Source organism: Mucilaginibacter sp. (genome assembly GCF_028288205.1).
GTDB lineage: Bacteria > Bacteroidota > Bacteroidia > Sphingobacteriales > Sphingobacteriaceae > Mucilaginibacter.
The window spans coordinates 18,665-44,299 of the sequence record NZ_JAQBOD010000064.1 but is presented as its reverse complement, the minus strand read 5'-3'; the positions used below and the strand labels follow the sequence as shown (position 1 = coordinate 44,299).

The following is a 25,635-nucleotide window of genomic DNA, read 5'->3' as shown; positions in this document are numbered from 1 at the left end:
AATGTTATTATTATATAACCTTGGGTTACGCATCTACTACCTATTAATATTACTATTTTCTTTTTTTAATAAAAAAGCCGGGCTGTGGATAAAGGGGCGCCAACATATTATTTACACCCACTTTGAGCAAAGTATATGGTTCCATTTCGCTTCGCTTGGCGAGTTTGAGCAGGGACGCCCGGTTTTAGAAAAATTCAGGAGTTTATATCCTCAAAGCAAAATTGTTATTACGTTCTTTTCCCCGTCGGGTTATGAAATAAGGAAAAATACGCCATTGGCCGACGCCGTTTATTATTTACCGCTGGATACTGCACAAAACGCACAAGAATTTATTAAAGCCATAAACCCTAAACTGGCTATATTTACCAAATACGAGTATTGGTATCATTATTTTAATGAACTGAATATGCGGGGGGTACCTTTATACATCATATCGGGCATATTCAGGCCAAACCAGGTATTTTTTAAATGGTACGGCGGCCTGCACCGTAAAATGCTTGGGTTTGTAAGTTATTTTTTTGTGCAGGATGAGCAATCAATTCAATTATTAGCATCTATTAATATCACCAATGCAACTGTTAGCGGCGACACCCGCTTTGACAGAGTTTGGGCCAATGCACAGGATACCAAACAACTACCAGTTATCAGCGAATTTAAAAATAATCAAAAGCTATTCATTGCCGGCAGTACCTGGCCCGCTGATGAACAGTTGGCAGCTACATTAGTTACTCAATACCCCGACTGGAAATTTATTTTCGCTCCGCATGAAATCAGTGAGGATAAGATCAATAAACTGATAAGCTTATTGCCTGAAAATTCTACTGCGCGCTTCTCTAAAATCTCAAATTTCAAATCTCAAATCTTGATAATCGATAACATTGGTATGTTATCATCCCTATATCAATATGGCGATATAGCTTTTATAGGCGGTGGATTTGGCGCAGGCATACACAATACTTTAGAGGCAGCTGCATTTGGCTTGCCGGTAATATTTGGCCCTAATTATGCTAAGTTTAAAGAAGCGAAGGATCTGATTGAACTTGGCGCGGGTTTTAGCATAGCCGACGACCGCGAATTGAAAAAGATTGTTGCCGCTTTGATTAATGATGAGACCTATTATAATGCTGTAAGTAAAAAATCAAAAAGTTATGTGGAAGAGCATGTAGGAGCCACAGCTGTTATTATGGGGCATGTAAGGCAGACTGTATCTTTGTAAATATTTTTCATAGCATATTTTCGGGCGCTATGGATACACTGAACCGACCTGAGCTACCTGACCCCACCTGACCCCACCTGACCTACCTGTACTTATAAAATCTTTTTGTCAGTAATCTTATTTTTTAAAATTAGCTGTATTTAAACTATACAGCCCCGTATAGATTGGTACGGGTTAAAAGATGTTTAAATAAATTTTAATGCATTTGCCCGGACACGGTGAGTAATTTTCTCAAATATTCGGCATTATCCTTATTATTGCTTAATGGGTTTTTTACATCTCGCCGGTTTGGGTAAAGTGCATTTTCATGAATATGGCGCTGGCAAAAAACCCATGCTGGCCTTTCATGGTTATGGCATGACTGGTAAACAATTTCATGTATTGGAACGATCTGTTTTACAACAATATCATGTTTATGGCTTCGATCATTTTTTTCATAATGAAAGCAAGTTGGATGGTTGGACCCAAGAACAAATTTTGGCCGGAATGCCCCGGGCAATGGTACGTAATTATATTGAAGAATGGTTTAAACTGTATGGCAGGCAGCGGTTTTCGGTAATGGGTTATTCTATCGGCGCTAAGTTGGCGCTGATACTGGTTGAAGAATATGCCGACCTGATTGATGAAATAATTTTAATGGCTCCTGATGGCTTATCGGTATATAAGGGCCTTCATTTTTTAATTCACCAGCCTGTTGGCCGGTGGTTTTTTAAACACGTAACCCAAAGCAAATGGCTGGCAACTACAATGCTGAATACCCTTAAAAAAATAGGGTTTATTGATGAAAATTTGTACAAGATAGCTTATAGCGAAATGGATACGCCGAAAAAGCGTTTGGATGTTTATTATACCCTTAATCTTATCCGTATGCTTAAACCAGACACAGACAAAATTGCAGGCCTGATAAATTACTACCAAATACCCTGTAAATTAATATTTGGTGAGCATGACCATTTATTCCCAAAAACCGCGGCATTGCCATTTATACAAAAACTGAACAATGCAGAGGTACATGAGTTGCCATTAGGGCATTGGCTGGTTATACCCGCGCTTGATGAATATTTAGCTAAATTTGAGATATGACACCCTCGCGCCGAAATAAATTTGCCAGCTACCTGTCTACCCATTGCGCAAGGTGGTGGATAAACAGAAATTTTAAGCTTATTAAACCTATGCCTTTCGAGGTAAAAGAGGGTCATTCTGTGTTATTGCTCATCAATCATTTCAGCTGGTGGGATGGGATATTTGGCAACTATATGGCAGGCACTAATTTAAACCGAAAGTTCCATATCATGATGCAGCATGACCAGTTTCAAAAACATTTTTACTTTAATTATATAGGAGCTTTCTCGTTAAAAAAGGGATCGAGAGAAATGATAACATCATTAGCCTATGCCGCTCATTTACTGGAAAACCCGGAGAACCTGGTGGTAATATTTCCACAGGGCGAACTTTACTCCAATCATACTACAACAGTGCATGTTGAAAAAGGGATTGATCGTATAATTAAACAAATAAAAGGCCCCTGCCAGGTTGTATATGCCTGCGCTTTAATTGATTATTTTGAAAGCTTTAAGCCATCTGCCTATATTCATTTATATGATTGCGGCGTAGCCGGCGAAGTGCCCTTTGATGAGTTGGTTAAAAACATAAACACCTTCCACCAGCAAGCGCTTAAAGACCAGGTAAACGTAGCGCATTAAATTATCGCCGTGTGATCTATCCAAAGAAAAATAACATTATCCGCCGGGCCTTTCATATTTATGTGCATTGGATAATTCGCAGGCATTTTAACAACATCAACTTTAATGCTATTGATATCAATAAAAACAAATCGGTTTTATTAATTGCCAATCATTGTGGTTTTTGGGATGGCTTTCTGCTATATTGGGTAAATTGTAAAGTATTTAAAAAGAATTTTCACATTATGCTGCTGGAACGAACTTCTAAACGTATACCTATTTTGAAATATGGCGGCGCTTTTTCTATTAATAAAAAATCGAGAGGTATAATTGAATCGCTTAACTACGCCGCGCAACTTTTAAACGAGCCGGGTAACCTTGTGCTTATTTTCCCGCAAGGTAAACTTTACTCTAACTTTATTACCGGGGTAGACTTTGAAAAAGGCATAATGAAAATAATTAAACAGGCAGCCGGTAAGTTTCAAACTATATTTTCTGCTACATTTATTGAAAACTTTGAGCATAAGCATCCGGTTGCTTATATTTATTTAAAAACCGCGGATGATAATTTTACAACTATAGACGAACTACAAGGTGCCTATCAGCAACATTACACCGCATCACATCAGCAACAAACGCAAATAGTTATACAATGATAATTGTAATAGCCATTACCTTTTTTTTCATTATTCTGCGTTTTGCGGTAACGTTGTTCAATTTTATTTCAGATCCTAAACTTCGCCGTGTAAACAGGCCGTATAATGATATGGTTTCTATTTTAATACCCGTACGTAACGAAGAAGAAAATATTTTAAACTTGCTTCAATCCATCCATCAACAAGATTATCAAGACTACGAGGTTATAATTTTAGATGATGACTCAACCGACCGTACTTTCGGGCTTTGCACTGCTTTCGCCGCGGCCCATTCCAATTTTCGTGTTATAAAGGGCGATAACCTGGCCCGTGGCTGGCTGGGTAAAAACTATGCCTGTCATCAATTAGCAGAGCAGGCCCGCGGCAACTTCTTTTTATTTATTGATGCCGATGAACAAATGAGCAAGGGTTTAATAAATAGTGCCATTCATCGCATGTATATGCAAAAGCTGGCGCTGTTAAGCCTGTTTGCTAACCAGCAAATGCTAACTATCGGCGAAAAATTGGTAGTGCCCTTAATGCATTATATTTTATTGAATTTATTGCCCTTGCGTTTAATATACCTGGTTAAAAATTATTCAGTTGCCGCTGCAAGCGGTCAGTTTATGCTGTTTGATGCCGAAACTTATCGCAGCAATTTATGGCACGAACAGGTAAAAGACAAAGTTGTAGAGGATGTAGAAATAATGCGTTTGGTTAAAGCTTCGGGCTACAACGGCGAAGCATTAATGGCTAACGGGATGGTAAATTGCCGTATGTATAAAAACTATACAGATGCGGTAAACGGGTTCAGCAAAAACTTCCTGGCTGCATTTAGTTATAATGTACTCTGGTTTTTAATTTATATTGTATTCATTATTGGCGGCCCAATGATGGTAATGATAACGCTTAATTTTCAGCTGATATTTTTTATGGCCGGTTTAATTATACTTACCCGTATCATGATCTCGTTATCTGCCGGGCAAAATGCATGGTACAATATTATTTTGCACCCCCTGCAAATGCTTAGCCTAACACTTATTGCTTTCCTGGCTATACAAAGGCACCTAACTAAAACCATTATATGGAAAGGCCGCAGAATATAAATTCAAGGTATACGGCCCGGGCGGTTAGGCTAATTATAGTATTTCATTTAGTTGGGCTGATAGGCTTATCCATAAATTTTTCACGACCGTTTTTCCTGCAATTAGTGCCATACCATTTATTGCTGATGATGCTGATCCTCGTCTTTACCCATAACCGGTTCAACACAAAATTCGCACTTTTCTTTGCGTTTATATTTATTATCGGTTTTGCGGTTGAATGGATAGGCGTACACACCCGGATGATATTTGGCAATTATGTTTATGGAGATGTATTGGGTTTAAAGTTTGACGCTGTTCCGCTAATAATTGGCGTTAACTGGTTCTTATTGATCTACTCTACCGGGGTACTCTTGCAACAAAGCCGCATCAAACCGGTTTGGGTGCGTGTGCCGGTGGGCGCGCTAATATTGGTTTTGCTGGATGCTGTGATAGAGCCCGTAGCCGTTAAATTTAATTATTGGCACTGGGCAGGCAATACTATCCCAATTACAAATTATGTATGTTGGTTTATTATAGGACTGGTGCTGCTTTCTATATTTGAAATATCCCGGTTTAAAAAGCAAAGTATGGTGGGTGCCGTGTTACTGGTTAGTCAGTTTATATTTTTTTTGGCGCTACTATCATACTAATGGTGTAAATTTGTATTACAATGGGCTCATATCAGTTACAGGTTACTATAGATAAAGATTCGGGCTTTTGCTTTGGGGTGATCTATGCTATTGATATGGCAGAGGATATTTTAGAGGAGGATGGCTACCTTTATTGTTTAGGCGATATTGTGCATAATGATGAAGAAGTGGAGCGCTTAAAGGCCCGCGGCTTACGCATTATTGACCACCAGGAATTAAAAAATCTGCATAACGAAAAAGTGCTGATCCGCGCCCATGGCGAAGCACCTGACACTTACCGCACCGCGTTAGAAAACAATATTACCCTGATAGACGCTTCATGCCCGGTAGTGTTGAAACTGCAAAACCGCATAAAAACATCATTTGATGCTAAAGAGAAGATATTAATATTTGGCAAGCATGGCCATGCCGAGGTTATTGGTCTGCAAGGACAAACCAACAACGAGGCGCTGGTCTTCCAGGATATTGCCGAACTGGATAATATCGAACTGCCGCAAAACATTACGCTTTACAGCCAGACCACCAAAAGCATGGAAAAGTTTTACCAGGTAAAGGAAGAACTAACCGCGCGCGGCTATGAGTTAAATGCCAATGATACTATTTGCCGCCAGGTATCAAATCGCGATAAGGACCTGCCTGCATTTGCAAAGAACTTTAATAAAATTGTGTTTGTGTCCGGTGTAAAATCATCAAACGGAAAGGTACTATTCGAGGTTTGCCGCAAGCATAATCCAAATACTTATTTTATTTCTTCTACCAGTGAGTTACAACAATCCATGTTCGCTCCCGGCGATAAAGTGGGTATAGCCGGGGCAACTTCTACGCCTATGTGGCTGATGGAAGAAGTGAAAGCCGAGTTGGAGAGGTATTAGCCCCCTGAGCAATTGTATTTGCTAATCTAATTTTCTTGTAATAAAATTCCGCCTTTAGGGGGTTAGGGGGTTTTTTGTTATTTTTGCGGACTTAATTATGGCTAAAAAAGGAATTCTATTAGTTAACCTGGGAACACCGGATAGTCCAAGTACTGCGGATGTAAGGAAATATTTAAACGAGTTTTTAATGGATCCGCGGGTAATAGATGTTAACCCGTTATTGCGTACATTTTTGGTGCAGGGCCTTATAGTACCGTTCCGGGCGCCAAAATCAGCCAAACTATATCAGCAAATATGGAGCGACGAAACCGGCTCGCCTCTATTGCATTACAGTAAACTACAACATAAGGCATTGCAGGACCGTTTAGGTAATGAGTACCAGGTTGAATTGGCTATGCGCTATCAAAGCCCGTCTATCGGGTCGGCTTTGCAACGGTTAAAGGATGCATTGGTTAGTGATATTACGGTTATCCCCTTGTTTCCTCAATATGCATCGGCAAGTACCGGTTCTGTGCATGATAAGGTGATGGAGCTGGTTAAAGGCTGGCAAACTATTCCTGATATTTCTTTTATCAATTCGTTTCATGATGATGAATTGATGATAGAAACCTTTGCCAACAACGGCCTGAAATATCAGCCTGAAACTTACGATCATGTTTTATTTAGCTTTCACGGTTTGCCACAAAGACAAATAAAAAAATGCGATCATACCCACAATTACTGCCTGCAGGTTGATGGCTGCTGCGATACGCTGAATGACACCAATAAATTTTGCTACTCTGCACAATCATATGATACGGCGCGCCTGATTGCCGAAAAGATGGGCCTGCCTAAAGAAAAATATACCGTTTGTTTTCAATCGCGTTTGGGTAATGACCCATGGGTACAGCCTTATACCAGTCAAATTGTAGCCAAATTAGCCAACGAAGGCAAGAAACGCCTATTGGTATTTTGCCCGGCTTTTGTTGCAGATTGCCTGGAAACAGTTTATGAGGTAACCGAAGAATATGGCGGCGAATTTCGCGCCTTAGGCGGCGAGCATGTACAATTGGTAGAGAGTTTAAACGACTCGCCAATGTTTATTGATGCTTTAGAGAAAATGGCGAGGGGGTAATCAGGCCGCAGGTTGCCGCCTGCTGGCTATAATTCTTTCGCGATGCTCTATCCCCCAATTTTTCAATTCTTCCAATACTTTTTCAAGTGATTTGCTGTAAGGTGTAAGCTCATACGTTATAGAAACGGGTACTGTTGAAGAAACTTTGCGTACCACAAACTCATTTAACTCAAGCTCCCTTAACTCTTTGGATAATATTTTAGGCGTAATATCTCCCAATGCGCGTTGTATTTCATTAAATCGCTTTGGGCCATTCGTTAATGCAATTATCATGGGCAGTTTCCATTTACCGTTTAATACATATAATGTGTCTCTAACAGCAGTTACGTTTGTATTACAAGTTTCTTTGTTATGTATAATCTTGTCGGCCTTACTTTCCATATGCTAATTAATTAACTATCCTAAAGGATACTACTATCCTTTAGGATAGTAGTATATAAACGATAGTAAAGATATCTACTTTTGAAATAAAAAAACAGAAATGAAAACCTTAAAAATTACTTATTGGATAACTACCGGAATAGTGGCATTAATGATGATGTTCTCTACCTATGCCTATTTAACACAAGATACTGTGGTGAAGGGATTTCATCATTTGGGATATCCTGATTATTTTAGAGTTGAATTGGCTATATGCAAATTGATTGGGGCAATTTTATTACTGGCGCCTGTTGCAGTAAGGTTTAAAGAATGGGCCTATGCAGCATTCGCTATTGTATTTATCTCTGCTTTTATTGCACACACCGCTTCAGGCGATCCTGTAAGTATGCGTATTATGCCTGTTATTATTATGGGAATATTAATCGTATCTTATATTACTTATCATAAAATGAACAAAGCAGTATAAATGTAATTCAAGCTTACGAAGTTTAACAACTTTGTAAGCTTGATTAATTTCGCTTCTCCACCCTATCATAAAACCCGCCAAAGGAATTCATTTTCACAGCGTCCTCTTTAAAAAACTCGCCGGGGAAACCCAGGTCTATAGCGCTTACCTCATCCAGTTTTTGCAGATGTTCTTTACTTAAAATAACATTAATAGTTTTCAGATTATCTTCCAGCTGACTTATTTTGGTTGCGCCTACAATCGGAATAGACGAAAACCCCTGACTCATGGCCCACTGCAATGCTACATGGCTTGCCGATACACCCAGTTCATCAGCAATAGCAACAACGGCTTTGGTTATGTTTACGCTGCGCTCATCCAGTCGTTTGCTTTCGGGTTTAATGCGGCCCTGTTCGCCACGTAAGTATTTGCCGCTTAGTACACCGCCACCCAATGGCGCCCATGGTGTAACCGTCATCCCAAAATGTTTGGCCATAGGTATCAATTCGCGCTCGGGAGTGCGTTGTATGAGGCTATATTCTACCTGCAGGGCCACAAATTGGCTCCAACCCATTAACTCGGCCAAAGTATTACCCCGGGCTACCACCCAGGCAGGTGTATCGCTTATGGCCGCATAGTTTACCTTTCCCTGCCGTATCAGGTCGTCCATGGCACGCATTACCTCATCAATCGGGGTAATATCATCCCAAATGTGTAAGTATAGTACATCAATAAAGTCGGTTTTTAAGCGTTTCATGCTTTCCTCTACACTGCGCATCATGTTCTTCCGGTTATTGCCCGATGCATTGGGGTTGGTCATGTTATCCTTTAATGAGTATTTAGTAGCCAGCACAAAGTAATCCCTGTTATGGTTATGTACGTACTCGCCTATTATTTTTTCGCTGGTACCCAGTTTGTAAACATTTGCCGTATCTAAAAAATTACCTCCTGCATTTGCAAAGGCATCCATTATGGCAAAGCTGGTTTCTTTGTCGGCACCCCATCCGGCCTCTGTACCAAAACCCATTGTGCCCAGGCAAAGTTCAGAAACCTTTAGGCCTGACCGGCCTAATAACTTGTAGTTCATGATAGATCTTTATTTAAACAAATTTATTAATAAAATTCTAATTGACATTCAATAACGAAGGGAATTGACAATTACAAATAGGTTCATTGTTAGTGACACTAACCTATACATTGCCTGGTATTAAACAAAAAATAGCGATGAATTTGAAATCCATCGCTATTAATAAATGCCTCCCTTTCGGGGGTGTTTGCTTATATTTTTTTCTCCGCGTGCGGTGACAGATCAAAAGGCACCACAACCTTAAAGCTTATGTTACGGCCCATATTAAAAATACCGCGTTGCACACCGGGTGCAGTATTGGCATTATCAAAATACTTTAACCTGCTCATATTTGATTGATAGTTAACATTGGCCAGGTTAGTGCCTTCAATAAATAACTCTATTACCTTCTTACCCGCTTTATTAACCAGGTTGCCGCCTAATCCAGCACTTAACAGGTTATAACCCGCGGTATAGGTTTCTGTGCCATAAGCAGAGAAGAACTTGTCTTGCGCGCTGTAATGGTCTAAGCCAACAAAAGCATATAAGCTTTTAATAGCGCCAAATCCTTTATTAAATGTTCCGCGCAATTCTGAGTGTGTATGCAATGGCGGTATAAACGGCAGGTACTTCAAGCTATCCGGCACTTTGCCACCATTGCCTAAGTTGGTACCATAAGTTAATGCAACAGAGTTTTCAAAATGCAGCCATGATGTTGGGTGAATATCTAAACTAACTTCGCCACCATTAATGCGTGCCTTGCTTTGTGTATAAGTAAATATGGCATAAAGCGGGAATGCGGGATTAACAGACGGGCTACCATCAGGATTTAATACCTGCTGCTGATATATATAGTTCTGAATGTTATTATTAAATACCTCTACACTGGCCGATACATTTGGTAAAGTAAGGAAAGCGCCTATATCTTCCTGCACACTAAACTCGGGCTTAAAACTGCTGTTACCTACGTGATAAATCTGAGAGCCCGGGTCGGGGCCATTGGCTGATAGTTCTGCAATACTTGGCGCACGGAAACCACGCGAAACATTTGCCTTCAATAAAAACGCGTCCGAGAAATTATAGGTAGCGCCAAAGCTTCCGGAAACACCGGTAAACGTTTTATTTAAAGCATCAAATTGCTTTATAACACCCGGCGGAGTAGCGCCGTTACCCGGCACATATAACTGTGGGTATTTATTATTAAGTGTATCTATATAAGCAGGCTGCCCATTAAATGTGCGGCTATCATAACGGGCTCCTCCCGAAATATCTAATTTACCAAAGCTCTTTTTCACAATAAAGAACGGACCAATGTCAAACTGGTGATAAGCCGGTATCGGGAAAGCGGTAGCACCGCCAATAGTATTGTTTTGATACTGCCCATTAAGGCCAATGGTAGTTTCATAACCATCGCCCAAAATTTGGTTATACTTAAAATCATAAGTATAGGTGGTTAAATGCAGGTTAAGACCGGCAATGGTGGCATCTTCGGGGTGTGTATATTCCCTGCGGTGACTAAATTGGTACCCTAAGTTAACTATCAGGTTACCGTTACCTAAATTAAAACTGCTGTTATTATATATGCGGTAAAGTTGTACATGCTGATGCAGAACCGGTATGGCGTATGAATTTAATTGTGATGCGTCAACAATCGGGCGAAATGCATCATCCTCCGTAATTTGCTTGGTGAATTTACGGGAGATGGAATCGCGGCTGCCATCAGGAATGTCTTGCTCATCATCAAACAATGAAGCATTGAAGTAAGAATATCCCCATGATTTATTCAGGCCCACCATTACACGGGCGTCCTTTTCTTTAAATCCGGTAGCATAAACACGCCCATCATGCTGGTTCTGGTAATCCTTCGCTTCTTTAGCCGAAAGTATTGCTCCCCATATTAAACCATTTTGATTGCCCTGCAGCCTGAATGAGTTATTAAACAATCCCTGATTAGTACCGTACGTACCCTGCACCGATCCTAATATAGAGCCTTCAGGCACCGGCGGCGGCGATATTAAGTTAACAACACCACCAATAGCGTCAGACCCATATGATAAACTGGCAGGGCCCTTTATAACCTCTACCCGGTCAATTGAATTTTGGTCAACCTCAACACCATGTTCATCGCCCCATTGCTGGCCCTCCTGGCGTATACCATCCATTAAAGTAATAACCCGGTTATAGCCCAAGCCATGTATAAATGGTTTTGAAATATTGGGGCCGGTTGTTACCGCGCTTACACCCGGTAAATTGGCTATCATATCAATAACATTACCCGCGGCCGAGCGTTGGTCAATAAACGCTTTACTAACGGCTAACATTGGTACAGGACTTCTTTTTAGCTCAGTAGCTTTACTTACGCCGGTAATAATTACCTCGCCGGTTTCAATGGACGATTCCTGTAACTGCACATCTAATACCGTAGTTTTAGAAAAATCAACTTTTTGCGTAAATGTTGAATAACCTAAATAGCTTATCTGCACCAAATAAACTCCTTTTGATAACCGGTTTATTACATACTTGCCATTAGCGTCAGTATTAGTGCCGATTTTCAGATCGGGTATGTTTATGGTTGCGCCTACTATGGGTGTCCCATCTTTTTTATCGGTTACTGTTCCCATTAATATTCCCGGGGCAATATCAGCAGCTTTTGTTATGATAGAACCTGCCAGTAAAATAAACAGCAGGCCAATTAATTTTATTTTTAGTCTCATTGTGATTTATGTTTTTGAAGTATGACTATTCTTTTTGGTGAATAGCTTCATACCTATTGCTCTTAGAAAATGGAATCAGAAATTGTTTTGAACGGTTTTAAAATGATCAATTATAGATCAATTATATTAGCAGGATGCTAAAACCGGCGGAGCGCGCCCAGCAGATAATACAAGCGCAATGCTTATAAAATCATAGTTATAAACTATATAAAAATGATTTGTAACAATGTTAGGACTAACATAACTGTAGTGGTTAATTACTGCATTTGCATGTTGCATAGCATCGCACAATGCGCATTTTTCCTGAATTACAGTGTGAGATTGATTTTTAGCCGGCTTATGTGTGTTGCTGGCCCTACCTGCAATTATTCTGTGCTGATGCGCATAAACCACATACTGGCCCGCTATAAAACAGAGTAATAACAGCCAGGAGTAAAAAATATTTGCTTTGTTTCTTTTCAAATCAGCAGGTAGCTTTTTTTATTAAGTCGAAATTACGCATTAAAATACAAAATCAATACATAAAAGCAATATAGTTGCAACACCAATGTTGTTTTAACTATAAACATCCGGGCCTTCCATGTATATTTGTTGCCATGACACCGGCAGAGATCAACAAAAAATGGAGTGAGTTACAAGTAAGGATAGCGCAAGATTTTGACAGTGAAAAACCCGATGTTAAAGTGATGCTGTTTTTAATAGGTGTGCAGGAACTGGGGCAAGGCCCGCGTAAATTTAGCAAGCGCCAAAAAGAAGAGCTGATGCATATAGCCAACTGCAAATTATTCAGCCTGATGGGGTTTTATGAACTGGAAGGCCTGGACCAGGATGGCTGGCCCCATTGGAAACTGGTAAAAACTATTCCTAATTATACTTTATTAGAACAGGAAATGACACTAAAAACCTTAATAATTAACTATTTTGAGGAAGAAAATATTTAGCAATATGAAAAAACTCTTTACCGCAATTATTTTACTCATAACGCTTACCTCGTTTGCCAAACCACCCAAAAACCAATATGTACGGATAAGTACGGCTTATGGCGATTGCATTATCCGGTTATATAATGAAACCCCAAAGCACCGCGATAATTTTATCAAGCTCACTAAAAAAGGTTTTTATAACGGCACATTGTTTCACAGGGTGATACAAAACTTTATGATACAGGGCGGTGATCCTGATTCGAGAGACACCAGCAAAAACAAACCGGGTGCCGAATTGGGCAATGGTGATGTTGGCTATACCGTACCTGCCGAGTTTAGAGATAGCTTGTTCCATAAACGTGGTGTGCTGGCCGCTGCGCGGGATGATAACCCCACCAAAGCATCAAGCGGCTGCCAGTTTTATATTGTAGAAGGAAAACGCTTTACTGATGAGGACCTGGATAAACTGATTAAAGGAAGAATGAAAGGCAGGATAATACCCCAATCGCAACGCGAAATTTATAAAACAGTTGGTGGCGTACCGCATTTGGACCAGGCCTATACCGTATATGGCGAGGTAGTAACCGATATTGATATGGTGGACCGTATTGCTGCCGTAAAGAAAGATAAGAATGACCGACCGTTAGAAAATGTGCCCATGACGGTTAGCTTATTGAAGAAAAGAGAATGTAAACTGTTAGATAAGTTATTGGGGCTAACATCCGAAATCCGATATGAAAATTATCACTTATAACGTTAACGGCATACGCTCGGCTATCAATAAAAATTGGCTGGCCTGGCTGCAGGCTACCGATGCCGATGTAGTTTGCCTGCAGGAAATTAAAGCCACACCCGAGGTATTAACCGACCTGCATTTAGTTGAGCAAATAGGCTATCAGCACTACTGGTTCCCGGCAGAGAAAAAAGGATATAGCGGTACGGCAATATTTACCAAACGCACTCCAAATCATATAGAATATGGTTGCGGTATTGCCGATTTTGATCGTGAGGGTCGTAATATCCGGGTTGATTTTGATGAGGTATCGATAATGAGTGTTTATTTCCCGTCGGGCTCAAGCGGCGAGGACAGGCAAGCATTTAAGTTTCGGTTTTTAGATGAGTTTGGCAAATACCTTACCCTGCTTAAAGTGGAACATCCACGCCTTATTATTTGCGGCGATTATAATATTTGCCACCGCCCCATTGATATTCATAACCCAAAATCGAACGCCAACTCGTCGGGCTTTTTGCCCGAAGAAAGAGAATGGATGGAGAACTTTATTGAGTCGGGGTATGTAGATACCTTCCGCCATTTAAACAAAGAGCCGCATAATTATACCTGGTGGAGTTTCCGCTTTAATGCCCGCGCCAAAAACCTGGGCTGGCGCATTGATTATGTTTTGGCGAGTAAAGAGCTGGAAGATAATATTAAACGCGTAGCCATACTGCCCGAAGCAAGGCATTCTGATCATTGCCCGGTTTTATTGGAGATGGAGTTTTAATTAGAAATTAGATTTGACAACTTTTTAAAAGTTGTCAAATCTTTACCCCAACTGTAACATTTCCCCTGCTCCACCATCTAAGTTTTGTATCAAAACTTAAGTCCATGAAATGGAAGCTCAATTTTAAAAAGAACACTCCTGTTACCGAAAAGCCTAAAAAAACTAAAACCCGCGAGTGGGTTGATGCTATAGTTTTCGCGGTAGTGGTTTCAACCGTTATACGTGGCTTATTATTTTCGGCTTATGCTATTCCTTCCGGCTCCATGGAAGGCACACAGCTTACCGGCGATTATTTGTTTGTGAGCAAAATAAGTTACGGTTCGCGGATGCCTAATACGCCTTTGTCTATTCCCTTTACAGAGCCTACACTGTATGGCGTTAAAACTTATTGGGATGCTATTAAACTGCCGTATTTCAGGCTGCCCGGATTTGGTACAATTAAAAACCGCGACATTGTTGTATTCAACAAACCCGACGAAGCCGACCTGCAATATAACCTGCCTGTTGATGAGCGCACCTGCTTAATTAAACGCTGTATAGGTATCCCCGGTGATGTATTAACCATTGTAAATACACAGGTTTACATTAATGGCAAACCGGCGCCAAATGCAGAAAAGCAGCAAACATCATATACTGTAGTGACTGATGGCAAGGATATTAATCCGCAGTTATTGACCGACCTACACATCGAAATTCGCCAGCAATTAGCGCCGGATACTTATGAAATGATAGTACCGACCGCAAACGTGACAACACTAAAAAGTTACTCTAATATAAAAAGCATTACGCCGGTTATTGCGCAAGCAGGCATGTATGATGCGGAGATATTCCCACACAACCCAAAGTTTAAATGGAACCTGGATAATTTCGGACCATTAACACTGCCGAAAAGAGGTATGACTATCCCGCTGAACGATTCGACATTAACCCTGTACCGCAGGGCCATAGAGGTGTATGAAAACAACAAAGTTGCCGTAAACGGAAAAGACATTTTAATAAACGGCAAAAAAGCCGATACCTACACCTTTAAAATGAATTACTACTGGATGATGGGCGATAACCGCCATGATTCGTTAGATTCGAGATTTTGGGGATATGTGCCCGAGGACCATGTAATTGGTAAAGCAGTGTTAACGTTTTTTAGTACTGATTCTACTCAGAATATATTTAACAAGATAAGGTGGAACAGGATATTGAGGCCAATCAATTAGGTAACTATACTGTTTCTTTTATAATTGTAATTATGAGAATCAACGAAATCTTAAAATCATTTAAATCAACGGTCTACCCTTTAACGCGCTCTACATATGAGCCGCTGGCTGTATCAACTTTTACCTTATCACCAATATTGATAAACAGCGGAACATTAATTTCTGCGCCGGTCTCAACTGTAGCCTTCTTTAGTGCACCTGTTGAGGTGTCGCCTTTTACGGCTGGCTCGGTATAAGTAATTTCCAGTTCTGCTGATCCGGGTATCTGGCCCATAATAGGCTCTTCGCTTTCAAAGGCAACTATAACATTCATTCCTTCTTTTAAAAATCTTACGGCATTGCCAAATAGAGCCTTAGGTACAGTATGCTGATCGTAAGTATCGTTATCCATGATAACCAGTCCAGAACCGTCATCATATAAATATTGGTAATTGTTTGTTTCAACACGGGCAATAGTTACATCCTCGTCTGTACGGAAACGGTATTCAACCAGTTTACCGCTCTTTACATTACGCATGCGTGCCTGGTAAAAAGCGCGCAGGTTACCCGGCGTACGGTGTAAAAATTCTTCTACCTGTAACAGCTCCCCGTTAAAACGAAGGATGTTACCATTTTTTATTTCGGATGCTTTAGACATAACAATTTATATTGAGGCGCAAAATTAGTTAGTTATGGGCAAAGTTGCAATAAGTTAGGTGAAAGGTGAAGGTGAAAGGTTTTTAATGTCGAATTTACGAATGCAGAATTCATTGCTTCAAATTTTATCTTGTTATTTATAATCAACAATACTCAACCTATGCTTACAAAAGCTATACTCATGCTCCTGGTTGGAGCAGATGATGGTTAAACGATCTTTAGCAAATTGCTGCACCAAATTTAAATACCAATCAACACCCTGGGTATCCAGGTTACTGGTAGGTTCATCCAGCATTAGTATGGGCGTATCGGCACAAAAAGCCAGCGCCAGCTTTAGCCGCTGTTTCATGCCTGATGAGAAATAACGGATCAGCTTGTGCATACTGCCGGGCAGGTTAAGCAGGTCAATAACTGCCGCTTTATCCATACCTGTTTTGTATTTTTTGAATTTAAAATGGAAGTCTATCATTTCTTCCAGCGTAAACTCCTCAATTAGTTCAAGGTATGGGGCTGCAAAGCTTAGGTGCTGAAAAACCTGTTCAACATCAACTGGCTTACCCTCAAAAAAATAGTTTATCGTTCCTGCAGATGGTGTCAGGCTGCCATTCAATATTTGTAATAATGTTGATTTTCCTGAACCGTTCGGGCCCAATATAGCATAGCTTTCTCCGCTGGTAAAAGTACAATCAACTCTCCTGAAAATCCAGTCGCGGTTAAAACGACGGCCAATATCTTCGAGAATGATTTTCATTGTGGGAATTCATTTTATAAAATCAATAATAAAGCGTCATTGTGAGGAACGAAGCAATCTCTGCACATACAAATCAAATATGATAAGTTTTTTTAGAAGTCAAAAACAAATAAGTAACTCCTGTGCCTATCAGCGTAGAGATTGCTTCATTCCTTATAATGACGGTTCAGGATATTACGAACTACCAAACCCCTTCATAATACCACGCTGCGAGTTCTGCACAAAGTTTATGATCTCATCGCGTTCAACAGTTGGGTTAAATTCGGCTTCAATAATGTCAAGCGCTTTTGTCATGTTATACTTTTTCAAAAATATAATACGATAGATCTCTTGTATCTCATTAATAGTAGTTGCAGAAAACCCCCTGCGGCGCAAACCAACCGAATTAATACCGATGTATGATAACGGCTCGCGACCGGCCTTTGTAAATGGCGGCACGTCTTTACGAACTAACGATCCGCCGGATATCATGCTATGCGCGCCTATCTCTACAAACTGGTGTACGGCCGATGTACCGCCGATGAAAGCATAATCATATACATTAATGTGGCCGGCAAGCTGCACAGCGTTGGCAATAATTACATTATCGCCAATAACGCAATCGTGCGCTACGTGTACGTAGGCCATTAACAGGCAATTACTGCCTATAGTGGTTGTATTTTTATCTAAAGCGGTACCGCGGTTAAGGGTTACGCATTCGCGGATGACGGTATTATCGCCAATAGTAACGGTACTTGGCTCACCTTTGTATTTCAAATCCTGCGGCGGCGCAGAAACTACAGCACCCGGAAATATACGGCAGTTTTTACCTATACGGGCGCCATCCATAATTACAGAGTTAGAGCCTATCCAGGTGCCTTCGCCTACCTCAACATCCTTGTGTATGGTAACAAAGGGTTCAATCACTACATTGTCGGCTATTTTGGCCTGTGGGTGTATATATGCTAATGGCTGGATCATACTTCTTCTGTTTTTGTTTTTTTAACAATTTGTGCCATCAACTCGGCCTCTACCACTACGCGGCTGCCCACCATACCAATACCTTTCATTTGCGCGATGCCGCGGCGTATAGGGGCTATTAAATTACAATGAAATATCAAAGTATCGCCGGGTACAACCTTGTCTTTAAAACGGGCGTTCTCTATTTTCAAAAACAAGGTAATATAATTCTGCGGATCGGGTACGGTATTTAAAACCAGTATACCACCAGTTTGTGCCATAGCCTCAATTTGCAGCACGCCGGGGAACAAAGGCGCACCGGGAAAATGGCCCATAAATATTCCTTCGTTCATGGTTACATTTTTTAAACCCACCACGTGGCTTTTGGTAAGCTCCAATATTTTATCGATCATTAACATTGGATAGCGGTGCGGCAGAAAATTCATGATCTCTACCGTATCATAAACCGGCTTCATATTTGGATCGTAAACCTTATAGTGCTTACGGCTGCGTTCTTTTTTGATAAGGGTTTTTATTTTCTTAGCAAAGGCTACATTTGCAGCGTGGCCCGGCCTGGCCGCCATAATATGTCCGCGGATGGGAACACCCACCAGCGCCAAATCACCTATCATATCCAGCAGCTTATGCCTTGCCGGCTCGTTTTGGTGGCGCAGCTCAATATTGTTTAATATACCCTGCGGAGCAACTTTAATATCCTTGCGGTTAAATAGCTTGGCTAAATGTGCCAGTTCTTCATCGTCAACTTCTTTATCAACTACCACTATGGCGTTGTTCAAATCGCCCCCTTTTATCAGGTCATGCTTTAACAACATTTCCAGCTCATGCAAAAAGCAAAAGGTACGGCATGAAGCAATACTATCAACAAACTCTGTTATTGACGATATACTGGCATGCTGGCTGCCCAATACCTGCGAGTTATAATCAACCATACAGGTAAAACGATAGTCATCATCTAATGGCATAGCCACCATTTCAACTTTCCGGTCAGGTTCAGAATAATGTATGTTATAAGGTATGTGGTAATATTCGCGGTCAGCTTCCTGATCAACAAACCCTATTGCCGACATGGCATCAACAAACTGTATAGAGCTACCGTCCATTATGGGTGTTTCAGGGCCATCCATATCAATAAGCACATTATCTATCTCTAAGCCAACTAAAGCGGCCAATACGTGTTCTATAGTGCTTACGCTTGCTCCATTTTGCGAGATGGTAGTACCACGTGAGGTATCAGTAACGTTATCTACATCGGCATCAATAATTGGCATGCCCTCTATGTCTATCCTTCTAAACTTATAGCCATGGTTTTCGGGAGCGGGTTTAAAAGTCATCGTCACCTTTTCGCCGGTGTGCAACCCTGAACCCGAAACAGAAACAGGCGCCTTAATAGTTCTTTGTTTTATATTCATTCTTGTTAGTTCATTGGTCATTAGTCATTTGTCATTGTTTATTATTGGCAATTACGCCCAATTAACTAATGACTAATTAACTGTCTTTACGCAGTTCTGCAATTATTTTTTCTAATTCTTCAATTCTTTTTTCCAGATCGGGCAGGCGTTGTATAACGACTTGCGACCGCATATTGTTGCTATATGCGACCGCGGGGCTCCCGGCCCATTTTTTATTTTCATCAACAATAGTACGGCTTATGCCTGATTGTGCCTGCACCTGCGATCCTTTGGCAATGCTGATATGCCCTACCACCCCAACCTGCCCGCCTAATATTACGTGCTCGCCAATTTTTGTACTTCCGGATATACCGGTTTGTGCAGCTATAACGGTATTACTGCCTATCTCTACATTATGCGCTATCTGTATCAGATTATCCAGCTTCACGCCTTTGCGTATAATGGTCGACCCCATGGTTGCCCTGTCTATAGTAGTATTGGAGCCAACTTCTACATCATCTTCTAAAATAACATTGCCTATCTGAGCGATTTTTTTGTAGGTGCCGTCTGCATTTGGTGCAAACCCAAAACCATCGCTGCCAATTATTGCGCCCGAGTGTACAATTACATTATCACCCAAAACACAATCAAAATACACCTTCACGCCCGAGAACAGCGTAACGTTTTTGCCGATGGTTACATTATCACCAATGTAAGTATTAGGGTAAACTTTGCTGTTATCGCCCAGCTTAACACCCGGACCAACGTAAGCGAATGCGCCTATATACACATTCTGGCCAATTTGTGCGGATGGGTCTATAAAACAAGGCTGCTCAATACCGCTTTTATTTAATTTTATGGTGTTGTATTGTTCAAGCAATACAGAAAACGCGCTGTAGGCATTTTCTACACGTATCAGCGTAGCTTTTACTGTATTGGCAAGTACCAGGTCATTATTAACAATAACTATCGAAGCATTGGTGCTGTACAGGTACTGCTCATATTTAGGATTAGCCAAAAATGAAAGCGAGCCCTCACCGGCCTCTTCTATTTTAGCCAGCTGATTAACCGTTACTAACGGGTCACCTTCAACTGTTCCGTTGAGTACTAAAGCTATTTGCTGGGCGGTAAATTGCATTGGGCAAATTTAATTAATTATTAGTGATTAGAGATTAGTTAATTAGAGATTAGCTTACTGAATAATAATTTGCAACCATTGAAACTAATCACTAATCTCTAATTAACTAATCTCCTATGATCAAATCCTTACTATAACAAAGTATATTTTTTTCTATCGTTTTAGCCAATGCCTCCAAATTTGAGTAATCACTGGCTGCTGCAATATCTTTTATAGTTCCATCTTTCATTAATACGCCAATATTGCCATCGCCTACTCTATAGGCGTTATTTCTAATAGCATCAGTAAAAACAAAATAACCGGCTTCCGTTTTAGTAATGCCATATTTTTCAATAGCGTTCGCAATTAAATCGGCTACCAATTGTTCATCAGCCGGTTCATTGGTAATATCAACATGAAAAAGTTTGCGGTGTACAAAATCACCGCATAATTTGGCCAGCACAAAGTCATCATTATGGGCCCAAATTTTTACTGCCGATAAAATATCGGTATCATCCAACCGGGTAAATATTTCCAGGTGACCGTCTTGTATAAATTCTTCTTTTACCAGTTCCCTGGTCAAAAAGTGATTAAGGGCCGGTGTAGCAAACAATTTTTCTCCTCTTAAAACCAATTCCCGGCCACGTTCGAGTATTTTAACCAACAGCTGCTCGGCAGCTATAACGGTTTTATGCAGGTAAACCTGCCAGTACATTAAACGGCGCGCAATAATAAATTTCTCTACAGAGTAAATGCCCTTTTCTTCAATAACTACATTGTCGTCTTTTACATTAAGCATTTTAATGATACGGTCAGAACTGATCACTCCTTCGGATACTCCTGTAAAAAAGCTATCGCGGTTAAGGTAATCCAGCCTATCCATATCCAGTTGACTTGATACCAGCTGATGTAAAAAACGCCGCTGATAAATATCTTTAAAAATGTTTATAGCCATACTAAGGCGCCCGTTAAACTGCTCGTTGAGCTTATTCATTAACATGATGGATATATCTTCATGCGATACACCTTTAACAATAGTATTCTCTAAAGCGTGCGAAAACGGGCCGTGCCCAACATCATGCAGTAGTATAGCTATAGTTACAGCCTCTTCCTCTTCTGCACTTATCATATGGCCTTTTCCACGCAGTGTTTCAATAGCCATCTTCATGAGGTGCATAGCGCCCAGCGCGTGGTGGAAACGGGTATGCAGCGCTCCCGGATATACCAGGTGGGTCATGCCCAATTGCTTAATATATCTTAACCGCTGAAAATAAGGGTGTTCAATCAGATCAAACACCAGTTCGGTAGGTATAGTTATAAACCCGTAAACCGGGTCGTTAATAATTTTCTTCTTATTCAATATGTAGTTTATTCGCTGCAAAAGTGTTAAATTATGGTAAACAATGTAGCTTATATTTGTTAATTTTTGTTAATACTTTGCCATAATATGTAACAAAACGCTCGCTTTGAGGTTATATCGGTATGTTTGATATAAAATTGTGCTTTTTCTGCCCGATTTACTTGAACGACATTTTTTTACTGATATTATAAAACATACTACAATGCAGGATACCACTATACTTTGGGCTGATGATGAGATTGACCTGTTAAAACCACATATACTTTTTTTAAATGAAAAAGGCTACAAAGTTACTACCGTAACTAACGGAAATGACGCAGTTGAAGCTTTCAAAAATAACTATTTTGATTTGGTTTTTTTAGATGAAAATATGCCTGGCCTAACCGGGATTGAAACCCTGGCACAAATAAAAAATCTAAACAACGATGTTCCTATCGTGATGATAACCAAGAACGAGGAGGAATATTTAATGGAAGATGCCATAGGATCAAAAATTGACGACTACCTTATTAAACCCGTACACCCCAAGCAAATACTGCTTACCATAAAAAAACTTACAGAAAACAAGCGCCTGGTAACCGAAAAAACCACCATGGCCTACCAGCAGGATTTCAGGAACCTGGGTATTACGCTTAATGATAACCTGGACCACCAGGAATGGGTTGATGTTTATAAAAAACTAATTTACTGGGAGCTTGAATTACAACAGTTGGAAGATGCCGGCATGCACGAAATACTTACACTGCAAAAGGCAGAGGCCAATACACAATTCTGCAAGTTTGTTGAACGTAATTATTTAGATTGGGTAAAAAACCCCGATACCGCGCCAACCAGCTCTACACAGTTATTTAAAAAGAAAGTTTTCCCTAAACTGGATGGCAAGGGCCCCGTGTTTTTTATATTGATTGATAACTTAAGGTATGATCAGTTTAAGATCATTAATTCTATCATATCAGAATATTTCAGGATGGAAGAAGAAGATACTTATTATAGTATTTTACCCACTGCAACCCAATATGCGCGTAATTCTATTTTCTCCGGTCTGATGCCGCTGGAGATGGAAAAACGTTATCCCGAAATGTGGCAAAATGATGAGGATGAGGGCGGCAAAAACCTGTTCGAGTCTGATTTTATTGCCGACCAGATAACCCGGGTTTATCGTAAAGATTGCAAACACTCGTACCATAAAATTTTAAATTTGGATGAGGGCCGCGCGCTGAATGATTCGGTTAGCAACCTGATGAAGAATGACCTGAACGTAGTGGTATATAACTTTGTGGATATGCTATCGCATGCCCGTACAGATATGCAAATGATACGTGAGCTGGCCAGCGATGACGCCGCATACCGTTCATTAACCCTATCCTGGTTCGAGCACTCGCCTTTGTTTGACCTGCTTAAGTTTTTAGCGCAAAAACAAGCGCGCGTAGTTATTACTACCGACCACGGTACAATACGCGTTAAAAAACCAAGCAAGATCATCGGCGACCGTAACACTAACACCAATCTGCGTTACAAACAGGGCCGTAACCTTAATTTTAATCCTAAGGATGTGTTCCATGTTCGCAACCCGCACGATGCTATGCTGCCGCGCCTGCATGTAAGCTCAAGCTTTGTGTTTGCTAAGGAAGATACCTATTTTGTTTATCCAAATAACTACAACCATTTTGTTAATTTTTATAATGAAACTTTCCAGCATGGAGGTATTTCATTAGAAGAAATGATCATCCCGATTGTTACTTACGGGCCTAAGTAATTCACAGTTATTTTGTATTTTTGAATATAATTAATGCGCCATTGCGAGTACCACCAGGGCTCACCCCGGAAAAATAGTAATGACGTATGCAAAAAAGAAATTATATAAAACTCGTTGTCATTTCGACGAGGAACGAGGAGAACTATCTCTTGAGCGATAGCGAAAAAATCTTAAACGCCAGGCATGGTTGCTTAGCAGAGTGTATAAGATCTCTCACTACGTTCGAGATGACAATTTTATTTTTACTGATAATCAATAACTTACAATCGCGTTATTATTAGGACCGAAACGATCTCTACATAGGATAGTAAAACAAAAGTATCATCTTGTTTTAGATTAATGAATGAAATTTACACTGGATTTACATGTGCAGAGATTGCTTCGTTCCTCGAAATGACGGCTTTATAATTGTTTCACGTGACTTTAACCGCCTCATCCCTTTCAGAATTACCCGCAATTGCATCGCAAATCCTAACCTATGCAGGCAATGAAAGAATATTCCTTTTTCACGGCGATATGGGTGCCGGCAAAACCACGCTCATTAAATCACTGTGCGAAGCATTGGGTGTAGCCGGATCAGTAACCAGCCCAACATTTGCTATAGTGAATGAATATGCAGGCACCAATGCTAAAATTTATCACTTCGATTTTTATCGGCTTAAAAACCAAACCGAAGCATTGGATATGGGTGCCGAGGAGTACTTCTACTCGGGTAATTACTGTTTTATAGAGTGGGCCGAAAAAATCCCTGATATGCTGCCCCATCATTATATCAGTATCAGCATAGAAGTTTTAAATGACGAGAAAAGGAAAATATCCGTAGAAAAAATTTAATCTATTTTTCTTATCTTCATCAGCCATAAAAAACATGCCATGAGTTCAGGGAAATACAGCGGGTTTTCAGATGTTGCCAAGCAGGCAATGATGCAGCCACAGGAGTCGATGCTTGAAATAAAGAACAAAAAAAATAAACTTTATATTGGCATTCCAAAGGAGGTTTCTTTCCAGGAAAACCGTATCCCTCTCACCCCGCTATCTGTCGCGCTATTAATTAATAACGGGCACGAGGTAATACTGGAAAGCAATGCCGGGAAAGCAGCTAAATTTTTAGACCAGGATTATGCCGAGCAAGGCGCGCAAATTGTTTTCGACACCAAAAAAGTTTACGAGGCTAATATTATTATAAAAATAGCCCCCCCTACCTTACAGGAAATAGAGATGATGAAGCCAGGCCAGATATTAATATCAACCCTGCAAATATCAACCCTAAAGGCCGAATGCCTGCAAGCCTTATTAAAAAAACAAGTTACCGCGCTATCTTTTGAGCACCTGCGTGATGAGGGAAACTCTTTATCGGTAGTAAGAGCCATGAGCGAGATAGTAGGCGCAACCTCTATATTAATTGCTGCCGAATACCTGAGCAATGTATTTGAAGGCAAAGGCTTAATGCTTGGTGGTGTAACCGGTGTACCACCAACAGAAATTGTAATTTTGGGTGCCGGTACCGTAGGCGAATATGCCGCGCGTACCGCCATATCATTAGGTGCCGAAGTAAAGGTTTTTGATCCATCAATATATAAACTGCGCCGGTTGCAAAATAATATTGGCTCAAGGGTATTTACCTCAGTAGTACAACCTATAGTATTAGAGAAAGCCATTACAAGCTGCGATGTGGCCATTGGCGCTATGCGTGCCGAAGATGGCCGCAGCCCTTGTATTGTAACCGAAACTACGGTAAGTAAAATGAAACCTAACTCGGTAATTATTGATGTAAGTATTGACCAGGGCGGGTGTTTTGAAACCTCAGAGATCACCAACCATACTCACCCGATATTTAGAAAATATGATGTTATACATTATTGTGTACCAAACATTGCATCGCGTGTGGCACGTACCGCTACTTATGCGTTAACAAATATTTTTACCCCTATTTTGTTAGAGATTGGTGAGCATGGCGGTGTAAAGAATGTTATCTGGCAAAAATCGGGCGTGCGCGAAGCGGTATACATTTACCAGGGCCACCTAACCAATAAACATCTTGCCGAACGCTTTTCGTTACCCAGCAAAGACCTTGACCTATTAATTGTTTCGCACCATTAAAGACGTATCAGGGTAGCATATAAATTACTTGTATATGCTCACGTTTAAGCACTTTTTAAAATCTTCGCCTC

At 40.5% G+C, this 25,635-nt stretch carries 25 protein-coding genes; 16 read left to right on the top strand and 9 right to left on the bottom strand.

Annotated features, from left to right (window positions below; translation table 11 throughout):
* Position 1: 1 nt before the first annotated feature.
* The 8 genes from JWR23_RS17045 to hemH all read left to right on the top strand — a co-directional run bounded on the left by JWR23_RS17045 (position 2) and on the right by hemH (position 7,254).
* Positions 2-1,216 carry a glycosyltransferase N-terminal domain-containing protein gene (locus JWR23_RS17045; RefSeq protein ID WP_299517599.1) on the top strand — a complete coding sequence of 405 codons (1,215 nt, stop codon included), beginning with the start codon at positions 2-4 and terminating at the stop codon, positions 1,214-1,216.
* A 264-nt stretch (positions 1,217-1,480) separates the two neighbouring features.
* Positions 1,481-2,299 (top strand): alpha/beta hydrolase, encoded by an 819-nt coding sequence (locus JWR23_RS17040; RefSeq protein WP_299517596.1) that lies wholly within the window; start codon positions 1,481-1,483, stop codon positions 2,297-2,299.
* The gene (locus tag JWR23_RS17035; RefSeq protein ID WP_299517593.1) at positions 2,296-2,919 is read left to right on the top strand and encodes a lysophospholipid acyltransferase family protein; all 624 of its coding nucleotides are present in this window, start codon (positions 2,296-2,298) and stop codon (positions 2,917-2,919) included. The genes JWR23_RS17040 and JWR23_RS17035 overlap by 4 nt, the downstream gene beginning before the upstream one ends.
* An 11-nt stretch (positions 2,920-2,930) precedes the next feature.
* Complete coding sequence (locus tag JWR23_RS17030) at positions 2,931-3,554, top strand: 1-acyl-sn-glycerol-3-phosphate acyltransferase (protein WP_299517590.1); 624 nt, start codon at positions 2,931-2,933, stop codon at positions 3,552-3,554.
* On the top strand, positions 3,551-4,639 hold the full coding sequence (locus tag JWR23_RS17025) for a glycosyltransferase family 2 protein (RefSeq protein ID WP_299517587.1): 1,089 nt from the start codon (positions 3,551-3,553) through the stop codon (positions 4,637-4,639). The genes JWR23_RS17030 and JWR23_RS17025 overlap by 4 nt, the downstream gene beginning before the upstream one ends.
* Positions 4,618-5,268 carry a carotenoid biosynthesis protein gene (locus JWR23_RS17020; protein WP_299517584.1) on the top strand — a complete coding sequence of 217 codons (651 nt, stop codon included), beginning with the start codon at positions 4,618-4,620 and terminating at the stop codon, positions 5,266-5,268. The genes JWR23_RS17025 and JWR23_RS17020 overlap by 22 nt, the downstream gene beginning before the upstream one ends.
* A 20-nt stretch (positions 5,269-5,288) precedes the next feature.
* A complete protein-coding gene (locus JWR23_RS17015; protein ID WP_299517582.1) occupies positions 5,289-6,140 on the top strand; it encodes a 4-hydroxy-3-methylbut-2-enyl diphosphate reductase in 852 nt (283 codons plus the stop codon).
* Between the two features lie 97 nt (positions 6,141-6,237).
* The gene (gene hemH, locus JWR23_RS17010; protein WP_299517579.1) at positions 6,238-7,254 is read left to right on the top strand and encodes a ferrochelatase; all 1,017 of its coding nucleotides are present in this window, start codon (positions 6,238-6,240) and stop codon (positions 7,252-7,254) included.
* On the opposite strand, the gene JWR23_RS17005 is transcribed toward hemH, so the two are convergent.
* A complete protein-coding gene (locus tag JWR23_RS17005) occupies positions 7,255-7,635 on the bottom strand; it encodes a helix-turn-helix domain-containing protein (RefSeq protein ID WP_299517577.1) in 381 nt (126 codons plus the stop codon).
* Between the two features lie 100 nt (positions 7,636-7,735).
* Here JWR23_RS17005 and JWR23_RS17000 point away from each other — a divergent pair, with 100 nt between their 5' ends.
* Positions 7,736-8,101, top strand: coding sequence for a DoxX family protein (locus JWR23_RS17000; RefSeq protein WP_299517574.1), 366 nt, complete (start codon positions 7,736-7,738; stop codon positions 8,099-8,101).
* Positions 8,102-8,144: 43 nt separating this feature from the next.
* On the opposite strand, the gene JWR23_RS16995 is transcribed toward JWR23_RS17000, so the two are convergent.
* On the bottom strand, positions 8,145-9,167 hold the full coding sequence (locus JWR23_RS16995) for an aldo/keto reductase (protein ID WP_299517572.1): 1,023 nt from the start codon (positions 9,165-9,167) through the stop codon (positions 8,145-8,147).
* A gap of 191 nt (positions 9,168-9,358) precedes the next feature.
* Positions 9,359-11,860, bottom strand: coding sequence for a TonB-dependent receptor (locus JWR23_RS16990; RefSeq protein ID WP_299517569.1), 2,502 nt, complete (start codon positions 11,858-11,860; stop codon positions 9,359-9,361).
* Positions 11,861-12,456: 596 nt separating this feature from the next.
* Between JWR23_RS16990 and JWR23_RS16985 the strand changes: the two genes are divergently transcribed.
* From JWR23_RS16985 to lepB, 4 genes are all read left to right on the top strand, one after another.
* Positions 12,457-12,801 (top strand): hypothetical protein, encoded by a 345-nt coding sequence (locus tag JWR23_RS16985; RefSeq protein ID WP_299517568.1) that lies wholly within the window; start codon positions 12,457-12,459, stop codon positions 12,799-12,801.
* Between the two features lie 4 nt (positions 12,802-12,805).
* Positions 12,806-13,537, top strand: a complete 732-nt coding sequence (locus tag JWR23_RS16980; RefSeq protein ID WP_299517566.1) for a peptidylprolyl isomerase — start codon at positions 12,806-12,808, stop codon at positions 13,535-13,537.
* On the top strand, positions 13,518-14,285 hold the full coding sequence (locus JWR23_RS16975; protein WP_299517564.1) for an exodeoxyribonuclease III: 768 nt from the start codon (positions 13,518-13,520) through the stop codon (positions 14,283-14,285). Before JWR23_RS16980 ends, JWR23_RS16975 begins: the two co-directional genes overlap by 20 nt.
* A gap of 104 nt (positions 14,286-14,389) precedes the next feature.
* Positions 14,390-15,496 (top strand): signal peptidase I, encoded by a 1,107-nt coding sequence (lepB, locus tag JWR23_RS16970; RefSeq protein ID WP_299517561.1) that lies wholly within the window; start codon positions 14,390-14,392, stop codon positions 15,494-15,496.
* A gap of 73 nt (positions 15,497-15,569) precedes the next feature.
* Here lepB and efp read toward each other — a convergent pair whose 3' ends face one another.
* From efp to JWR23_RS16940, 6 genes are all read right to left on the bottom strand, one after another.
* Entirely contained in the window at positions 15,570-16,133 is a 564-nt protein-coding gene (gene efp / locus JWR23_RS16965) for an elongation factor P (protein WP_299517558.1), read from the bottom strand.
* 132 nt (positions 16,134-16,265) lie between these two features.
* Complete coding sequence (locus JWR23_RS16960; RefSeq protein ID WP_299517556.1) at positions 16,266-16,883, bottom strand: ABC transporter ATP-binding protein; 618 nt, start codon at positions 16,881-16,883, stop codon at positions 16,266-16,268.
* 174 nt (positions 16,884-17,057) lie between these two features.
* Positions 17,058-17,843, bottom strand: coding sequence for an acyl-ACP--UDP-N-acetylglucosamine O-acyltransferase (lpxA, locus tag JWR23_RS16955; protein ID WP_299517554.1), 786 nt, complete (start codon positions 17,841-17,843; stop codon positions 17,058-17,060).
* Positions 17,840-19,252 carry a bifunctional UDP-3-O-[3-hydroxymyristoyl] N-acetylglucosamine deacetylase/3-hydroxyacyl-ACP dehydratase gene (locus JWR23_RS16950; protein WP_299517625.1) on the bottom strand — a complete coding sequence of 471 codons (1,413 nt, stop codon included), beginning with the start codon at positions 19,250-19,252 and terminating at the stop codon, positions 17,840-17,842. The genes lpxA and JWR23_RS16950 overlap by 4 nt, the downstream gene beginning before the upstream one ends.
* 76 nt (positions 19,253-19,328) lie before the next feature.
* Entirely contained in the window at positions 19,329-20,369 is a 1,041-nt protein-coding gene (gene lpxD / locus JWR23_RS16945; protein WP_299517551.1) for a UDP-3-O-(3-hydroxymyristoyl)glucosamine N-acyltransferase, read from the bottom strand.
* Between the two features lie 106 nt (positions 20,370-20,475).
* Complete coding sequence (locus JWR23_RS16940; protein WP_299517550.1) at positions 20,476-21,708, bottom strand: HD domain-containing protein; 1,233 nt, start codon at positions 21,706-21,708, stop codon at positions 20,476-20,478.
* 202 nt (positions 21,709-21,910) lie between these two features.
* Between JWR23_RS16940 and JWR23_RS16935 the strand changes: the two genes are divergently transcribed.
* The 3 genes from JWR23_RS16935 (at position 21,911) to JWR23_RS16925 (ending at position 25,564) form a co-directional block, all read left to right on the top strand.
* Complete coding sequence (locus JWR23_RS16935; protein WP_299517548.1) at positions 21,911-23,464, top strand: bifunctional response regulator/alkaline phosphatase family protein; 1,554 nt, start codon at positions 21,911-21,913, stop codon at positions 23,462-23,464.
* 417 nt (positions 23,465-23,881) lie between these two features.
* Entirely contained in the window at positions 23,882-24,298 is a 417-nt protein-coding gene (gene tsaE, locus JWR23_RS16930; protein WP_299517546.1) for a tRNA (adenosine(37)-N6)-threonylcarbamoyltransferase complex ATPase subunit type 1 TsaE, read from the top strand.
* Positions 24,299-24,337: 39 nt separating this feature from the next.
* Positions 24,338-25,564: an alanine dehydrogenase gene (locus tag JWR23_RS16925; protein ID WP_299517544.1), complete on the top strand. Its 1,227-nt coding sequence runs from the start codon at positions 24,338-24,340 to the stop codon at positions 25,562-25,564.
* The last annotated feature ends 71 nt before the right edge of the window (positions 25,565-25,635 follow it).

What these genes read in the sequence shown, in the direction of transcription:
- JWR23_RS17045 (WP_299517599.1), top strand. Translation starts at nt 2, where the DNA reads ATGTTATTATTATATAACCTTGGGTTACGCATCTACTACCTATTAATA.
- JWR23_RS17040 (WP_299517596.1), top strand. Translation starts at nt 1,481, where the DNA reads ATGGGTTTTTTACATCTCGCCGGTTTGGGTAAAGTGCATTTTCATGAA.
- JWR23_RS17035 (WP_299517593.1), top strand. Translation starts at nt 2,296, where the DNA reads ATGACACCCTCGCGCCGAAATAAATTTGCCAGCTACCTGTCTACCCAT.
- JWR23_RS17025 (WP_299517587.1), top strand. Translation starts at nt 3,551, where the DNA reads ATGATAATTGTAATAGCCATTACCTTTTTTTTCATTATTCTGCGTTTT.
- JWR23_RS17020 (WP_299517584.1), top strand. Translation starts at nt 4,618, where the DNA reads ATGGAAAGGCCGCAGAATATAAATTCAAGGTATACGGCCCGGGCGGTT.
- JWR23_RS17015 (WP_299517582.1), top strand. Translation starts at nt 5,289, where the DNA reads ATGGGCTCATATCAGTTACAGGTTACTATAGATAAAGATTCGGGCTTT.
- hemH (WP_299517579.1), top strand. Translation starts at nt 6,238, where the DNA reads ATGGCTAAAAAAGGAATTCTATTAGTTAACCTGGGAACACCGGATAGT.
- JWR23_RS17005 (WP_299517577.1), bottom strand. Translation starts at nt 7,635, where the DNA reads ATGGAAAGTAAGGCCGACAAGATTATACATAACAAAGAAACTTGTAAT.
- JWR23_RS17000 (WP_299517574.1), top strand. Translation starts at nt 7,736, where the DNA reads ATGAAAACCTTAAAAATTACTTATTGGATAACTACCGGAATAGTGGCA.
- JWR23_RS16995 (WP_299517572.1), bottom strand. Translation starts at nt 9,167, where the DNA reads ATGAACTACAAGTTATTAGGCCGGTCAGGCCTAAAGGTTTCTGAACTT.
- JWR23_RS16990 (WP_299517569.1), bottom strand. Translation starts at nt 11,860, where the DNA reads ATGAGACTAAAAATAAAATTAATTGGCCTGCTGTTTATTTTACTGGCA.
- JWR23_RS16985 (WP_299517568.1), top strand. Translation starts at nt 12,457, where the DNA reads ATGACACCGGCAGAGATCAACAAAAAATGGAGTGAGTTACAAGTAAGG.
- JWR23_RS16980 (WP_299517566.1), top strand. Translation starts at nt 12,806, where the DNA reads ATGAAAAAACTCTTTACCGCAATTATTTTACTCATAACGCTTACCTCG.
- JWR23_RS16975 (WP_299517564.1), top strand. Translation starts at nt 13,518, where the DNA reads ATGAAAATTATCACTTATAACGTTAACGGCATACGCTCGGCTATCAAT.
- lepB (WP_299517561.1), top strand. Translation starts at nt 14,390, where the DNA reads ATGAAATGGAAGCTCAATTTTAAAAAGAACACTCCTGTTACCGAAAAG.
- efp (WP_299517558.1), bottom strand. Translation starts at nt 16,133, where the DNA reads ATGTCTAAAGCATCCGAAATAAAAAATGGTAACATCCTTCGTTTTAAC.
- JWR23_RS16960 (WP_299517556.1), bottom strand. Translation starts at nt 16,883, where the DNA reads ATGAAAATCATTCTCGAAGATATTGGCCGTCGTTTTAACCGCGACTGG.
- lpxA (WP_299517554.1), bottom strand. Translation starts at nt 17,843, where the DNA reads ATGATCCAGCCATTAGCATATATACACCCACAGGCCAAAATAGCCGAC.
- JWR23_RS16950 (WP_299517625.1), bottom strand. Translation starts at nt 19,252, where the DNA reads ATGAATATAAAACAAAGAACTATTAAGGCGCCTGTTTCTGTTTCGGGT.
- lpxD (WP_299517551.1), bottom strand. Translation starts at nt 20,369, where the DNA reads ATGCAATTTACCGCCCAGCAAATAGCTTTAGTACTCAACGGAACAGTT.
- JWR23_RS16935 (WP_299517548.1), top strand. Translation starts at nt 21,911, where the DNA reads ATGCAGGATACCACTATACTTTGGGCTGATGATGAGATTGACCTGTTA.
- JWR23_RS16925 (WP_299517544.1), top strand. Translation starts at nt 24,338, where the DNA reads ATGAGTTCAGGGAAATACAGCGGGTTTTCAGATGTTGCCAAGCAGGCA.